Source organism: Bradyrhizobium sp. SZCCHNR1002 (genome assembly GCF_032381435.1).
Classification (GTDB): domain Bacteria; phylum Pseudomonadota; class Alphaproteobacteria; order Rhizobiales; family Xanthobacteraceae; genus Bradyrhizobium; species Bradyrhizobium aeschynomenes.
In genome coordinates this window covers 615,598-628,700 of the sequence record NZ_JAUHIS010000004.1, presented here as the reverse complement: position 1 = coordinate 628,700, position 13,103 = coordinate 615,598, and the positions used below count along the sequence as shown (strand labels likewise).

Sequence of the window (13,103 nt, the reverse complement as noted above, 5' to 3'; positions counted from 1 at the left end):
CGGGAAACCTGCCGTAGCTCGTCGCAATCCCCGTGCCAGCGCCAAACTACTGATATGTCCGGATATTTCGCGATGTTGCCATGCCAGTCGCCCGGCACTTCATGCCGCGCCCGGCAGATTTTTCCCGCTCGCGTTGCCGGACCGGCCCCTGCATGATACGGCGACATCCCCGATCGCCCTGGAACAGATGCTCATGACCCAGTCCTTCACGCCGCGTCCGCTCGTCATTGCGCCGTCCATCCTGGCCTCGGATTTCTCCAAGCTGGGCGAAGAGGTGCGCGCCGTCGATGCCGCCGGCGCCGACTGGATCCATCTCGACGTCATGGACGGCCATTTCGTGCCGAACATTTCCTACGGCCCTGACGTCATCAAGGCACTGCGTCCGCATACGACCAAGATCTTCGACGCCCATCTGATGATCACACCTTGCGATCCCTATCTCGAGGCGTTCGCGAAGGCCGGCTGCGACCACATCACGGTGCATGCCGAGGCCGGCCCGCATCTGCATCGCTCGCTGCAGGCGATCCGCGCGCTCGGCAAGAAGGCCGGCGTCTCGCTCAACCCGTCGACGCCGCTCAACGTCATCGAATATGTGCTCGACCTCGTCGACCTCGTGCTGATCATGTCGGTCAACCCCGGCTTCGGCGGCCAGGCCTTCATCGCCTCGGCGATCGGCAAGGTGCAGGATCTGCGCGCGATGACCGCGGGCCGCCCCATCGACATCGAGGTCGACGGCGGCGTCGGCCGTGACAATGCCGGCGCGCTCGCGGCCGCCGGGGCGAACGCGTTCGTCGCCGGCTCCGCGGTGTTCAAGGGCGGCACCACCGAAGCCTATCGCAGCAACATCGCCGCGATCCGCGATGCCGCCGCGTCGGCGCGCGGCGAGGCGATCTGAGGCGGTCGACGGCGCATGCAGACGCTCACGCCGCAGCCGCTGACCAAGGCCGCGTTCGCCGCCTTCGGCGACGTCGTCGAGACCGACGGCGCGGCTCTGATCGAGATCAATCAGGGCTTTGCCCGCCGTTGCAACGGGCTCGCCGCGATCGACGTCACGTCCGGTGCCGTCCCCGTGAATATCAGCCTGTTCGAAGCGAAACCGCGGCGGCGGCCGATCGAAATTAAGCTGATGGAACGGCATCCGCTCGGCACCCAGCTGTTCATGCCGCTGCAGGACCGGCCCTGGCTGGTGCTGGTCTGCGCCGACCCGCGCGATGCCACGAGCTACCGGGCTTTCACCGCGACGGGGCGCCAGGGCGTGAACTACGCCCGCAATGTCTGGCACCATCCGCTGCTGGTGTTCGACGACGCCTCGCGCTTCATGGTGGTCGACCGCATGAGCCCCGACAATCTCGAGGAGCTGTGGCTCGACCAGCCGCTGTTGCTCAGCATCCCCTGACTGATGGCGCGCCGGATCGAGCATCCGCGCGCAGGAGAGACGATGATGGACAAGCCGAACTACTTCGTGCCGCAGGGCGGTCACCCGCCGCAGACCGACCTGCTCACCGGCCGCGCCGTGTTCACCGAGGCCTATGCGGTCATCCCCAAGGGCGTGATGCGCGACATCGTCACCTCGCCGCTGCCGTTCTGGGACAAGACCCGGACCTGGGTGATCGCGCGTCCCCTCTCCGGCTTCTCGGAGACATTCTCGCAATACATCGTCGAGGTCTCGCCCGGCGGCGGCAGCACCCAGCCGGAGCCTGATCCGGAGGCGGAGGGCGTACTGTTCGTCGTTGGCGGCGAGATCGCGCTGACCATCGCCGGCACCACGCATCGCCTCGCCAAGGGCGGCTACGCCTTCCTGCCGCCGTCCTGCAAGTGGACACTCACAAACGACAGCGCGGCGCCCGCGACCTTCCATTGGATCCGCAAGGCCTATGAGGCCGTCCCGGGCATCGCGGCGCCCGAGGCTTTTGTGACCAATGAAGCGGAGATCGCGCCGGTCGGCATGCCCGGCACCGACGGCCGCTGGGCCACCACCCGCTTTGTCGATCCGCTCGACGTCCGCCACGACATGCACGTGAACATCGTCACCTTCGAGCCCGGCGCGGTGATCCCGTTCCTGGAGACGCATGTGATGGAGCACGGCCTCTACGTGCTCGAGGGCAAGGCGGTCTACAAGCTCAACCGCGACTGGGTCGAGGTCGAGGCCGGCGACTTCATGTGGCTGCGCGCCTTCTGCCCGCAAGCCTGCTACGCCGGCGGCCCCGGCCGCTTCCGCTATCTGCTGTACAAGGACTCCAACCGGCATATGAAGCTGCGGCCGTTCCGGTGAGGTGAGAAAACGGAGCGCCCCTGTTGCCCCGTCGTTGCGGGGAGCATCGGCTATCGCCGGGTTGCCGTCCTCACCAAGGTTGCAGCCGAACAATCTTCCCAGCCTTATCCCCCCGACACAACCTTCGCCGGCGCATCATCCTCTTCATCATCGATCTCTCGCGCGGCCGCGCGCGTGCGCACCACGGTCACGGTGCAGCCCGCTTCCGCGGCGACCTTGGCCGAGACGCTGCCGAGCAGGCTGCGCAGCACGGAGTCGCGGCGGGCGCCGATGATGATATGGTCGACCTGGTTGACCTCGGCGAACTCGACGATGGCGGCGGCCGGATCGACGGCTTCGAGCACGTGCACCGTCAGCCGGCTGGCATCGAGCTTCAGCGGCGTCGCCCAGTGCTTCAGCGCCACCATGCGGTCGATGTGCTTGTTGTTGCCGGCCTCGTCCAGCGTGCGGTCGATGGTCAGGCGGCCGAGCTTGAGGACGTTGACGCAGGCGAGCCGCGCTGCGGGCAACGTGGCGAGGATGCGTTGCGCGGTGACGCGCAGCGCGCCATTGAGCTCCTCGCCACCCTCCGAGGTGTCGATCGCCACCGCCACGATCGGGCTCGAAGCGATCTGCACGGCGACATCGGACGGCTTCGTTTCCGGCTGCACCAGCCCGCGATTGAAGCGGCGCCGCCACACCGTGGTGATCGGATCGCGCTTGAGCTTCTCCGCGCGCGCCGTCAGCTTGACCTGGTCGGGATTGCCGAGGTCGAAGGCGAGCTGTGCCGCGGTCGGATAGCGCCAGACCGGCTCGATCTCCAGGCAGCGCAGCACGATCTCCTGCAGCCATGGCGGATAGTCCGGCTTGAGCTGCCGCGGCGGATAGGGATCGCGCCACAGTCGCCGCCGCATGCCGCGCAGCGTCTCGGTCTCGCCGAAGGGGCGCACGCCCGTGGTGAAGAAGTAGAGCAGCACACCGAGCGAAAAGATGTCGCTGCGCGGATCGCTGCGGGTGCCCATCATCCGCTCCGGCGCCATGTAGGGCGCGGTGCCGTAAGGCAGGCGGAATTCCTCCTGCAACAGATCCGGCAGGTGCTTGTGGCAGGACAGGCCGTAGTCGATCAGCACCGCCTCCCCCGAGGGGCGGAACATGATGCTGGACGGCTTGATGTCGTGATGGATCACGTGCTGCCGGTGCAGGTCGGCGAGCGCGGTGGCGATCTTCGCGACCAGCACCCGCGCCTCCTCATAAGGCAGCGGCAGCTCGGGCAACCGCTTGTACAGCGTCTCGCCAGGGATCTGCTCGATCACGACATAGGCCTGCGTGGCGAAATCGCCTGTCCCGAAGCACGCCGGCACATGCGGACCGGACAGCTTCGGCAGGATCATCTGCTCCATCTCGAAGCTGACGATCGCCGCAGGGTCCTCGCCCTCGGAGACGCGCGGCACCTTCATCAGGATGGGGCGGTCGATGTCCGGGCGCGTGACGCTCCACAGCGTCGCCATGCCGCCGGAATGCACGCACTCGCCGACGGTGAAGCCGTCGATGACGACGCCCGGCTGGAGCTTCGATCTCGCCATGCTCTAACGCCCCATCGAGAGCCGCTGCGCCAGCCAGGGCGGCAGGCCGTTGTCACGAATGCGCTGCGCCGCCGCGTCGACGTCATAGGGCACGCGGCAATAGGTCAGCTCGCGCGTCCTGGTGTCGAAGGTCACGAAGGATGCAGCGGGATCGCCGTCGCGCGGCTGACCGACCGAGCCGACCACGGCGAGCCATTGCCGGCCGCGCAGCAATTGAATCGGCATGTTGGCAGTGGGTGTGAAGCTCGTCATCTTCGCAGTGGCGGACATCGAGTACAGCGCCGGACGATGGATGTGACCGCAGAACGTGACCTGCGCCTCGGTCGCGATCATGCTGCGTGCGGCATCGGCCGAACTCTGAATGTAGCGCCAGCGCTGAGGGCTCGACGCCTCCGAATGCACGAACAGCCGGTCCTCGTCACCCACGCTCATCGGCAACTCGGCGAGAAAGCGCCGCTGCTCGGCGCTGAGCCGGCCGCGCGTCCACTCCATCGCCGCCTGCGCCTCCGCATTCATGCTCTCGCTGGCCGTCGAGACCGCATTGTCGTGATTGCCGCGCACCGCCAGCCCGCCCTCGGCCACGATCTCCATGACCGTGTCGACCGACCATTCCGGATCGGCGCCATAGCCGACGATGTCGCCCAGGCAGATCAGGCGCTCGGCGCCGCGCCCGCGCGCCGCCTCCAGGCACGCCGCAAAAGCCTGCCGATTGGCATGGATGTCGGTGAAAATCGCCAGCAGCACCCGTATCCTCCCGGTTCCACCGTACAAGTGGGCTTCGCGCGGAATTTGAGCAACATCAAACCGGACGGACCGGAGCAAGGAGTTTTTTGACCGGGGTCGATCGATCAGCGACACGACCTCTCGATCTCGCGGCGGATCTCGCCCGAGCCTTGCGATCGCTGTGCCCCATCGAAGAACGAGAGGGCGCGGGGAATGCCGGGTGAAGGCCTCACCCATGGCCCGCCTGCAGAAAAAAGCAGGCGGCAGTCACCACAGGTTCAGCCGAACATCCGGCATTCCCCGCGCGACGGTTTTAACGCTTATATCGTGATCTCCCCGGTGCACCGGCTTTTTGGCCACCGTCGCCGCTCGGATTATCTCCGAGCAGCTTAGCACCAGCTTCGGGATGCCAGGACCACACGACTTCACGTCCGCAGGCTTGAGCGTTCGTCTCACGCCAGCCCAGCGTCCATCGCATCCCCGCCCCACGTGTCGTGACGATCGCGCGCTACGCCCTCTGCTCGGGACGGGATGGTGGCGTATAGCATGATTTCTGAAAAAAGGAAATAGAAACTTTCACCCGGTCACGGGCCATCGCAGGGGGCCCCCTCGACGTCGCCGGCTGCGGCCCCATCCCCCGGACACCCATGCAAAGCTGCACGGCCGCACGAGAATGGGCGGCGTCGCAGCCTGATGGCCGACAACGGGATCGGGCTCAGATCTGAGCGATGGGCCCATTGCCGACAATCGCCGCCGTCATCTAGTCTAGATCATCCGTGTAAAGGATCGAGCATGGAAGAGCAGCACAGATTGCGCCTGGTCGGCGGCCACGATGGTGAAACAGCGGTCTTCACCTTGCTTGATGATGACAACCTCTGTCGACTCAGGTGCGACTACAGGGATCGAAGCATCGAAAGCGCTGCAACCGATTTCTTCCAGGCGCTCTGCGATCTGCGGAACGTGCTGGGCGAAAATGGGTTCATGCCATTCTGCTATGGCGCAAGTCTGAACGTGTACCCGTCGGGGATGGCGCGAGACATGGGTCAGGGTCTCAAGGCCCACAGGATGACGATGGGCCGACACGCCCGACGGGAAGATCTCGTCGACATCTTTTCCGAGGGGCCGGATGTCGTCCCTGCTTCGGTCGCGGCACAGGAGCAGTTCTGGCGGGACTGGCTCGCGACGCCGCGAGCCTAGTCGCTGGACCGACTTCGGCGCAGCGGCGTCGGCAAACTCATCGCCGCCGGTTCACGAGCCACAGCGCGCCTGCGGAACCGGCAATCGTGACAATCATCATGAGGGCGAGCGCAGCAGACATCACACCGCCTCCCGCAGCCGCTAGCGAGCTGCTGCCATCCCCCGCGACCATGAGGAGTGGAACGGCCACGAGCGGACCGCCGAGCTGGGCGGCAAAGAAGGCGCCGAGCAGCGAGACGACGATGTTCACGATCCAGCCGAGCACGCCCCGCTTCTTCGTCCATGCCTCGTGGATGGCAATGGACAGGACGGCCGCAAACGTCACCGCCGCGATCACGAGCCCCCCACCGACGGCGTCCATCGGGATCGCACCGGTCAGCTGCAGAACCACGATGCCGATGACGGCAATCAGCACGATGATGTAGGGCATGCGGATCGTCCCTGCTGCTATGATGCTGGCCACCGATACCGCCGCCCTGCTCGCGCAGGACCGGGATTGGCGCTTCGCTCATGAGTTGCCGGCAATGGTCGCCAGGTTCATCTCTTGATGCGAATGGTCGTTTGAACCAGCTGACAAGTGCGATCAACGGGGGCTTCCAGCCCGCTGAATAGCGGCTGAAAACGCACCGGACAGGCATGTGGCAGCGTCGTAGCCCGGACGATCGCAGCGACATCCGGGATCTCACGCGCTGCGTCGGTGAACCCGGATATCGCTGCGCTCATCCAGGCTACGCGCGTTGCTGTCATGGTCCCCGCCTCGCGTGATCGATGAGCGCGCGGAGCTTGGGCGCGAGGTTCCGACGCCGCGGAAAGTACAGGTAGAATCCGGCAAACGGCGCCGCGAAGCTTTCGAGCAGAGGCACCAGCTCGCCACGCGCGACGTAGGGCTGGAACGTCTCCTCCATGCCGAAGGTGATGCCGCCGCCCGCGCATGCGGTGCGGATCATCAACGACATGTCGTTGGTCGTCAGGCTGGGCTTGACCTCGACATTGAAGTCTCTGCCCGCTTCGGTGAACTCCCAGCGATAGGGCGCGGCCAGCGGCGCGGGCCGCCAGCCGATGCAGGCATGATGGATCAGGTCGCGCGGGTGCGCCGGGGCGCCGTGCGCTTCCAGATATCTCGGTGCGGCAAAGGCCAGCTGCCTCTGATCTCCGGACACCGGGACGGCGATCATGTCCTGCGCGATGACTTCTCCCAGGCGCACGCCTGCGTCGTAGTGCTCGGCGACGATGTCGAAGGTGTCGTCGGTGATGGTGATGTCCAGTTCGATCGCGGGATAGGTTTGCATGAACGAGGCCAGCAATGGCCCGGAGATGAAGCGTTCGGCGATGGAGGACACGGCCAGCCGCAGCAGGCCGGACGGCGGCCCGGCCTTGTCGCCGATCTGCTCGGCGGCGGCATTCAGCGCGCCGATCGCCGGCGCGACATCCGCATAGAACCGGCGTCCCGCCTCGGTCAGGCTGAAGCTGCGGGTCGTCCGGCTGACCAGGGAAATCCCGAGATGGTCCTCCAGCCTGCCCATCGCCTGACTGACGGCAGACCGCGTCACGCCCAGCCGGTCCGCGGCCAGGCGGAAGCTCCCGGCATCGGCGACCGCCACGAACAGCTCGATGATGTTCTTGTCGATCCGCATTGGTTAGGCATGCTTACCACCGAGACAACCATTGGGCAAATTGTCGTGACAATGCCGGCCACCTAGCTTCCGCCCGTCACCAACCGACGGGAGTTGAACATGGACAAGGTCATCCTGATTACCGGGGCTTCGAGCGGCATTGGCGCGGGGATCGCCCGCGAGCTGGCCGCCACGGGCGCGCGGCTGCTGCTGGGCGCGCGCCGCCTGGATCGGCTGCAGGCGCTGGCCGCCGAGTTGCGCGCGGCCGGCGGAACCGCCGAGGTTCGGGCACTGGATGTGACCGACCGCACCGATGTCGCGGCCTTTGCCGAGGCGGCGCGCGCCTTGTGGGGACACGTGGACGTCATGATCAACAATGCCGGCATCATGCCGCTGTCGCCGATGGCCGCGATGAAGGTCGACGAGTGGGATCGCATGGTCGACGTCAACATCAAGGGCGTGCTGAACGGCATCGCGGCGGTGTTGCCCGGCATGCTGGCCCGCGGCTCCGGACACGTCATCAACATCGCCTCGATCGGCGCTCTGCAGGTCGTGCCGACCGCCGCAATCTATTGCGCGACCAAGCACGCCGTGCGGGCGATCTCGGACGGGCTCCGGCAGGAGAATGAGACGCTGCGCGTCACCTGCATCCATCCGGGCGTGGTGGAGAGCGAACTCGCCAGCACCATCACGGACGAGACCGCAGCCGAGATGATGCGCAGCTACCGCGCGATTGCCCTGCAGCCGGACGCGATCGGCCGCGCCGTTCGTTATGCCATCGAGCAACCCGACGATGTCGACGTGAACGAGATCGTCGTCCGGCCGACGCGGGCGCCGTGAGGCGCGGGCGGCTCTACCGCAACAGCACCTCGAGCAGGTTGGCGAGCCGCGCAGCGGCGAGCGCTGCCTGCTTGCGGGCGAGATCGCGGGCGTTGGTCTCGTACTCCCGCGTGAGTTCGACCGGCTGCTTGTCGGCGCGCACCGGCGGGGCGTAGGCGACGGCCTTGGCGAGTTCGAAGCTCTCCTGCGCCCACACCGCGGGATCGATGATCTGTGCCTTGCCGGCATCAGGCGTGACGGTCGACAGGCCGCCGCGCTGGTCGGCATCGAAAATCGCGCCGAACACCGTCGAATAACCGCCGAAGATGCCATCCCAATAGGCGTGCAGATTCTGCGTCTCGCCGTTGGCGGCCACGACCTGCAATTCGTTGCCGCCGCGGTCGCCGCCCTTGTCCGGCAGCGCGGCCGAGTAGCGGGCGACGGCGTGCAGCGGCTGGTGCAGATCGCCCACGAGGTGGATCATCCAGCTCAGGCTGTACGACCGCAGCGGCTCGGAGGCGTCGGTGTTTGCGGGCAGCTTGGCGATCATCAGCTTGAGCTGCGACACCGCGTCGACTGCGTCGGGGCGCGGCAACGGCGTCTCATCGACCGAGAACAGCGCATCCTTGTAGTGCCAATAAGTGTGCTTGAGGTGGCCATACGGTACGAGCTGCTTGGCCGTGGAGTCCGTCACCTGGTCGTCGTAATAGTCCGGCTTCATCTTGATGTCGTCGGGCCACGTCGCCGCGCGCACGAAGGCGTAGAGCTTCTCCTGGCCCTGCGGCGCGCCGGCGATCCAGCTCGCATAATCGGGATTGAGCTTGAGCAGCGCGTCGGCCCGGTCCCTCGCCGCTGGTGTCAGCTTCTTGTAGGCCAGATACGCGATCTGCATGTGGCCTTCGTCCCACCAGGCCAGGGCCGGTCCGGCCGGCCAGAACATGACGGCCAAGAACGCAATCATCAGCTTACGCATCGCGAAGCTCCCTCGATCATTCGATCAACAATGAAATCGCGAATTCGGGCGGGCCACCAGATGATCCGGACCCTAGCGTGAACGACCGGCTTTTGCAATTTCACCGCGCACCGCCAACCGTATTGCGAGCGCGCCTCCTTCACCGCGCTCCGCAAGCGTATGCCCATCGGCCTGTGATCGCTCTCTCGACCGTCATTGCGAGCGCAGCGAAGCAATCCAGGGCGCCGGTCGCGACTCTGGATTGCTTCGTCGCTGACGCTCCTCGCAATGACGGCGGTGAGACATCGGATGTGCCGTGACTGCAACGGCTCGCGCCGTTTGTCCTTTACTGCTCGTCCTTCGGCGGCATGCGCGGCGGCAGCAGCGGCGTGAAGGAGACACCGTCGCCGGCATTCTTCGCGGCCTTGAACTCGCCGGTCGAGGGATCGCCGCCGGCGGTCTCGATGATGGTCTTGGGCAGGATGTATTCGCGCGCGGCGTCGATCACGCCGCCGTCGCCGGTGCCGAAATCGGCGGCGCGGCCGCCTTGCGGATGACCGGCGGCGATCTGGTCGGCGGCGTGCTGCGCCTTCTCGGCGAGCTTGTCACTGAAGGGAATGCGATAGGCCCGCGGCACGCCGCTCGGGCGGTTGTCCTCGTCGAGCGTCTCGACCCACAGATAGACCGCGCCGGGATCACCGTCGACGCTGTGCGGATCGACGATCCGCACCTGCAGCACCTTGAACGCCTTCGGCAACCGATCGACGCTGGCCCAGCCGAGCAGCCCGCGGGCGCCGACGAAGCTGCCGACGTAGAACGCGCTGGTGACGACCACCGCCACGGCCTTCACCTGCCACGGCAGCCGCGCATACACCAGCACGAGCAGCAGCAGCGCGCCGATCAGGGCGTAGCACACGGACAGCGTGACGATGACGGTCTGGAGGCTGCTCATCATCGCCTGATCATCCTGACGCCGGTCTGGGGATCGAGGTCGGCGCCGTTGGCGCGGACGTTGCGGAAGGTCTCCAAGAGCGATTTCGGCCGCCGCTGCACGTCGATCACCTTGCCCTCCGCATTGAGCTTGAAGCGCAATGCCGTCTTCTCGTCGCCGGAATGATCGAGCACGACCTTGTCGTCGAAGATCACCTGCGCCGTCGGGTTGAGCTTCTGCACCTTCACCTTGGCCTCGACCGGTGCGCCGCTGACATTCTGGAAATGCGAGATGTTGACGGTGTACTCGCCGGCGACGATGCCCCGGATCGTCACGATTTCCTCGCGGATCGGCGACGGGATCTTCAAGCCGTTGACCAGGATGAAATCATTGGCGCCGCCGCGGTCGTCGCGATCGAGCGTGAGGAAGCCGGCCTCGCGATGCCGGTACCAGGCGATGTTGCCGACGGGGTCCTGCACGAACAGATCGAGATCGTCGGGATGATTGTCCGGCCAGTCCATCGTGATCAGGAACTCGGCCTTGCTGTCGACCTTGCCGTCCTTCGCGTCGGGCGAGATCGCGAGCACCGCGATGAAGAAGAAGAACGCGACGATCTGCAGCGCCTTGAACAGCATCACGCTGAACGGATCGAACTGCTCCTCGCGCGGATAGAGCCCGAAATCGTCCATCATGCGCCCTGCTCCGGCGCGCGCTCCATCGCCCGTTCGAGCCGCGGCGTCACCCGCGTCTCGGTGAGCATGACCGCGTCGGAGAACACGCGGCCGGTCGCCGCGTCCAGCATGTAGTACTGGATGCGCACCAGGATCGAGCCGACCAGGCCGGCGAGCGTGGTGTACATCGCCACCGCCATGCCGTCGCTCATCAGGCCCATCGAGGATTTCATGGCCAGCTTGTCGTTGACGTCGAGGCCGGCGATCGGCGCCAGCATGATGATGAAGCCGATGATGGTGCCGAGCAGGCCGAGCTTCATCAGCGTATCCGACGCGAAGCCGCCGAATCCGTTCGAGCCGCGCAGGCGGTCGGCCAGGGTGCGCAGCAGCAGCGTCTGGTCGAGACGCCCTGTCCCTTGCGTCGCGGCCTTGGTGACGAGGCTGCGGATGTGATTGGTGACGAGCCCGTTGGGAAGCAACTGCGCATCAGGTTCGAGCGCGCGCGCCGCATCGGGCCCGATCAGCACGGCGCGGCAGCGCCTTGCAGCATCCGCCTCGCGCGCGATTGCCCTGGTGCGCCAGAAGCAGTGGCAGCACGTCACCAGATAGAGCACGGCGACGACGCTTGAAATGTAGGTCCGGTCCGAGGCGACCATCAGATGGAAGTAGCCGTAACGCCACAGCACGACGGCGGCGAACACGGTCAGGCCAGTGAAGATCATCCAGAGCAGCAGCGGCCCGCGCTCGGCCGCATCGCGCGCAGGTTCCACTCTCTCCGCACTGCCGACCACGCTCATGCATGCACTCCCCATTGCTCCGCCGTTGCATCCGGCGCTTGGCATCGAAGTTAAGCAGAGCGGCGGAACAGCGTCCAAAGACATCTGCCTCCGGCCTGTCGGGAAATTTTCCCAATCTTTCGCCTGCTGCAGTGCATTTGCTTGGCGCGGCACCGGCCCATTGTTACGCTGCGGCAAAAGCCCGTGGAGAGGATCGCATGCGCCTCGTGCTCCAGCTGATCGCGCGCCTGGCGCTGATCGTTCTGCTCTGCCTGGCGGCCGCGGCCATATGGGTCACCGTCGATGCCTATCGCAGCGTCGACCGCGCCACCGCGGCGTCTGCCGAGCGCGTATCGCAGGCGCTGGAGGCGCTGTATTGGCGCGAGCTGTTGCTGCGCAGCAACCGCACGCGCGACCATCTGCTGCCGGTGCCGGACTGGCGCACGACCGAGACGATGAAGCTGATCGCGCCCGGCATCTGCGTGCAGTTCAAGCCGGAAGCTGCCTTCGAGAAGCCGCTATGCGGCCAGAGCAAGGGGCTCGGCGCGGCGCCGCCGCGCTGGTTCTCAGGCTTGGTCGAAACGATCCTCGGCGATCACGCCGCAGTGGCGCAGGCGATCAGCGCGCGGGCGACCACGGCAGGAACCGTGTCCGCCATCGCCGATCCCGATGCGGCGATCCAGCTCGCCTGGCTGCGCATCCAGGACAGCTTCGGCGTCGCGCTGGCGATGGCCATTGCGATCGGCGTGCTCGCCTCGCTGGCGATCGCGCATGCACTGGCGCCGGCGCGCAGCATCGTCTCAGCGCTGCAGCGGATGGCCGAGGGCGAGCACCACCCGGCCCTGCCGCGCTTCCGATCGATGGAGCTCGCGATGATCGGCCGCGCCGTCGGCGAGCTCGGCGACCGGCTGGCGCAGGCCAACGAGCAGCGCGCCGCGCTGACCGAGCGCCTGCTCGACATCCGCGACGAGGAGCGGCGCGCGCTGGCGCGCGAGCTGCACGACGAGTTCGGCCAGAACCTGACCGCGATCCTCGCCTTTGCCTCGACGATCGAGAGCGCCGGCCATGGCCGCAACGATCAGGTCGCCCAGGATGCGCGCATGATCACGCAGTCGGTCAGCCATCTGATGGCCTGCCTGCGCGGCACGTTGAGCCGGCTGCGCCGGCCGCTCGCCGAGGAGCTGGGGCTGGAGGCCGGGCTGGTGGCGTTGACGCAGAACTATCAGCACGCCGCGCGGCCTGCGATCCGGCTCGACCTCCACGGCGATCTCGCCGACATCCAGGGCCCGGTCGCGGTCACCGCCTACCGGATGGCGCAGGAGTGCCTGACCAACGCCCTGCGCCACACCAGTGCGAGCGAGGTGTCGTTGCGGGTCGAGCGGCGCTCCGGGCCCGACAGTGCGCTGCTGATTTCAGTCGAGGATGACGGCGGCGGCGATGCGACATTGCTGGCGCAATCGAGCGGCTTCGGCCTGACCGGAATCCGCGAGCGCATCGCCGCGGTCGGCGGCTCGCTGTCGATCGGACCGGCCGCACGCGGGCTCAGCGTCTCCGCGACAATTCCACTGGCCGCCTGAGACAACGGGG

The 13,103-nt window shown here is 66.6% G+C and carries 14 protein-coding genes; 6 read left to right on the top strand and 8 right to left on the bottom strand.

Annotated features, from left to right (window positions below; all coding sequences use genetic code 11):
• Positions 1-193: 193 nt before the first annotated feature.
• From rpe to QX108_RS22465, 3 genes are read left to right on the top strand one after another with little or no spacing between them, the layout of a single operon-like run.
• On the top strand, positions 194-895 hold the full coding sequence (gene rpe, locus QX108_RS22475; RefSeq protein ID WP_315719397.1) for a ribulose-phosphate 3-epimerase: 702 nt from the start codon (positions 194-196) through the stop codon (positions 893-895).
• Between the two features lie 15 nt (positions 896-910).
• Positions 911-1,396 (top strand): ureidoglycolate lyase, encoded by a 486-nt coding sequence (locus tag QX108_RS22470; RefSeq protein WP_315787360.1) that lies wholly within the window; start codon positions 911-913, stop codon positions 1,394-1,396.
• 45 nt (positions 1,397-1,441) lie between these two features.
• Positions 1,442-2,272, top strand: a complete 831-nt coding sequence (locus tag QX108_RS22465) for a bifunctional allantoicase/(S)-ureidoglycine aminohydrolase (protein ID WP_315726094.1) — start codon at positions 1,442-1,444, stop codon at positions 2,270-2,272.
• A 104-nt stretch (positions 2,273-2,376) separates the two neighbouring features.
• On the opposite strand, the gene QX108_RS22460 is transcribed toward QX108_RS22465, so the two are convergent.
• Both QX108_RS22460 and QX108_RS22455 read right to left on the bottom strand, forming a co-directional pair.
• Positions 2,377-3,834, bottom strand: coding sequence for a bifunctional serine/threonine-protein kinase/universal stress protein (locus QX108_RS22460; RefSeq protein WP_315719395.1), 1,458 nt, complete (start codon positions 3,832-3,834; stop codon positions 2,377-2,379).
• 3 nt (positions 3,835-3,837) lie between these two features.
• On the bottom strand, positions 3,838-4,578 hold the full coding sequence (locus QX108_RS22455) for a metallophosphoesterase family protein (RefSeq protein WP_315719394.1): 741 nt from the start codon (positions 4,576-4,578) through the stop codon (positions 3,838-3,840).
• A gap of 771 nt (positions 4,579-5,349) precedes the next feature.
• Between QX108_RS22455 and QX108_RS22450 the strand changes: the two genes are divergently transcribed.
• Positions 5,350-5,754 carry a hypothetical protein gene (locus QX108_RS22450; RefSeq protein ID WP_315787362.1) on the top strand — a complete coding sequence of 135 codons (405 nt, stop codon included), beginning with the start codon at positions 5,350-5,352 and terminating at the stop codon, positions 5,752-5,754.
• Positions 5,755-5,791: 37 nt separating this feature from the next.
• On the opposite strand, the gene QX108_RS22445 is transcribed toward QX108_RS22450, so the two are convergent.
• Together QX108_RS22445 and QX108_RS22440 are read right to left on the bottom strand one after the other, a co-directional pair.
• Positions 5,792-6,184 carry a hypothetical protein gene (locus QX108_RS22445; RefSeq protein ID WP_315787364.1) on the bottom strand — a complete coding sequence of 131 codons (393 nt, stop codon included), beginning with the start codon at positions 6,182-6,184 and terminating at the stop codon, positions 5,792-5,794.
• A 313-nt stretch (positions 6,185-6,497) separates the two neighbouring features.
• Positions 6,498-7,388, bottom strand: a complete 891-nt coding sequence (locus QX108_RS22440) for a LysR family transcriptional regulator (protein ID WP_315787366.1) — start codon at positions 7,386-7,388, stop codon at positions 6,498-6,500.
• 99 nt (positions 7,389-7,487) lie between these two features.
• Between QX108_RS22440 and QX108_RS22435 the strand changes: the two genes are divergently transcribed.
• Positions 7,488-8,207, top strand: a complete 720-nt coding sequence (locus QX108_RS22435; RefSeq protein ID WP_409998535.1) for an SDR family oxidoreductase — start codon at positions 7,488-7,490, stop codon at positions 8,205-8,207.
• Between the two features lie 13 nt (positions 8,208-8,220).
• On the opposite strand, the gene QX108_RS22430 is transcribed toward QX108_RS22435, so the two are convergent.
• The 4 genes from QX108_RS22430 to QX108_RS22415 form a co-directional block, all read right to left on the bottom strand.
• Positions 8,221-9,159, bottom strand: a complete 939-nt coding sequence (locus QX108_RS22430; protein WP_315787370.1) for a S1/P1 nuclease — start codon at positions 9,157-9,159, stop codon at positions 8,221-8,223.
• A gap of 325 nt (positions 9,160-9,484) precedes the next feature.
• Positions 9,485-10,093, bottom strand: a complete 609-nt coding sequence (locus QX108_RS22425) for a hypothetical protein (protein ID WP_315719388.1) — start codon at positions 10,091-10,093, stop codon at positions 9,485-9,487.
• Complete coding sequence (locus QX108_RS22420) at positions 10,090-10,761, bottom strand: hypothetical protein (RefSeq protein ID WP_315719387.1); 672 nt, start codon at positions 10,759-10,761, stop codon at positions 10,090-10,092. Before QX108_RS22420 ends, QX108_RS22425 begins: the two co-directional genes overlap by 4 nt.
• Entirely contained in the window at positions 10,758-11,537 is a 780-nt protein-coding gene (locus QX108_RS22415; protein WP_315787373.1) for a MotA/TolQ/ExbB proton channel family protein, read from the bottom strand. The genes QX108_RS22420 and QX108_RS22415 overlap by 4 nt, the downstream gene beginning before the upstream one ends.
• A gap of 197 nt (positions 11,538-11,734) precedes the next feature.
• Between QX108_RS22415 and QX108_RS22410 the strand changes: the two genes are divergently transcribed.
• Complete coding sequence (locus tag QX108_RS22410; RefSeq protein ID WP_315787375.1) at positions 11,735-13,093, top strand: histidine kinase; 1,359 nt, start codon at positions 11,735-11,737, stop codon at positions 13,091-13,093.
• The last annotated feature ends 10 nt before the right edge of the window (positions 13,094-13,103 follow it).

Excerpts from the sequence above, each read along its gene's own strand:
- QX108_RS22430 (WP_315787370.1), bottom strand. The coding sequence starts at position 9,159 with ATGCGTAAGCTGATGATTGCGTTCTTGGCCGTCATGTTCTGGCCGGCC.
- QX108_RS22425 (WP_315719388.1), bottom strand. The coding sequence starts at position 10,093 with ATGATGAGCAGCCTCCAGACCGTCATCGTCACGCTGTCCGTGTGCTAC.
- QX108_RS22470 (WP_315787360.1), top strand. The coding sequence starts at position 911 with ATGCAGACGCTCACGCCGCAGCCGCTGACCAAGGCCGCGTTCGCCGCC.
- QX108_RS22445 (WP_315787364.1), bottom strand. The coding sequence starts at position 6,184 with ATGCCCTACATCATCGTGCTGATTGCCGTCATCGGCATCGTGGTTCTG.
- QX108_RS22440 (WP_315787366.1), bottom strand. The coding sequence starts at position 7,388 with ATGCGGATCGACAAGAACATCATCGAGCTGTTCGTGGCGGTCGCCGAT.
- QX108_RS22420 (WP_315719387.1), bottom strand. The coding sequence starts at position 10,761 with ATGATGGACGATTTCGGGCTCTATCCGCGCGAGGAGCAGTTCGATCCG.
- QX108_RS22460 (WP_315719395.1), bottom strand. The coding sequence starts at position 3,834 with ATGGCGAGATCGAAGCTCCAGCCGGGCGTCGTCATCGACGGCTTCACC.
- QX108_RS22435 (WP_409998535.1), top strand. The coding sequence starts at position 7,488 with ATGGACAAGGTCATCCTGATTACCGGGGCTTCGAGCGGCATTGGCGCG.
- rpe (WP_315719397.1), top strand. The coding sequence starts at position 194 with ATGACCCAGTCCTTCACGCCGCGTCCGCTCGTCATTGCGCCGTCCATC.
- QX108_RS22410 (WP_315787375.1), top strand. The coding sequence starts at position 11,735 with ATGCGCCTCGTGCTCCAGCTGATCGCGCGCCTGGCGCTGATCGTTCTG.
- QX108_RS22415 (WP_315787373.1), bottom strand. The coding sequence starts at position 11,537 with ATGAGCGTGGTCGGCAGTGCGGAGAGAGTGGAACCTGCGCGCGATGCG.
- QX108_RS22450 (WP_315787362.1), top strand. The coding sequence starts at position 5,350 with ATGGAAGAGCAGCACAGATTGCGCCTGGTCGGCGGCCACGATGGTGAA.
- QX108_RS22465 (WP_315726094.1), top strand. The coding sequence starts at position 1,442 with ATGGACAAGCCGAACTACTTCGTGCCGCAGGGCGGTCACCCGCCGCAG.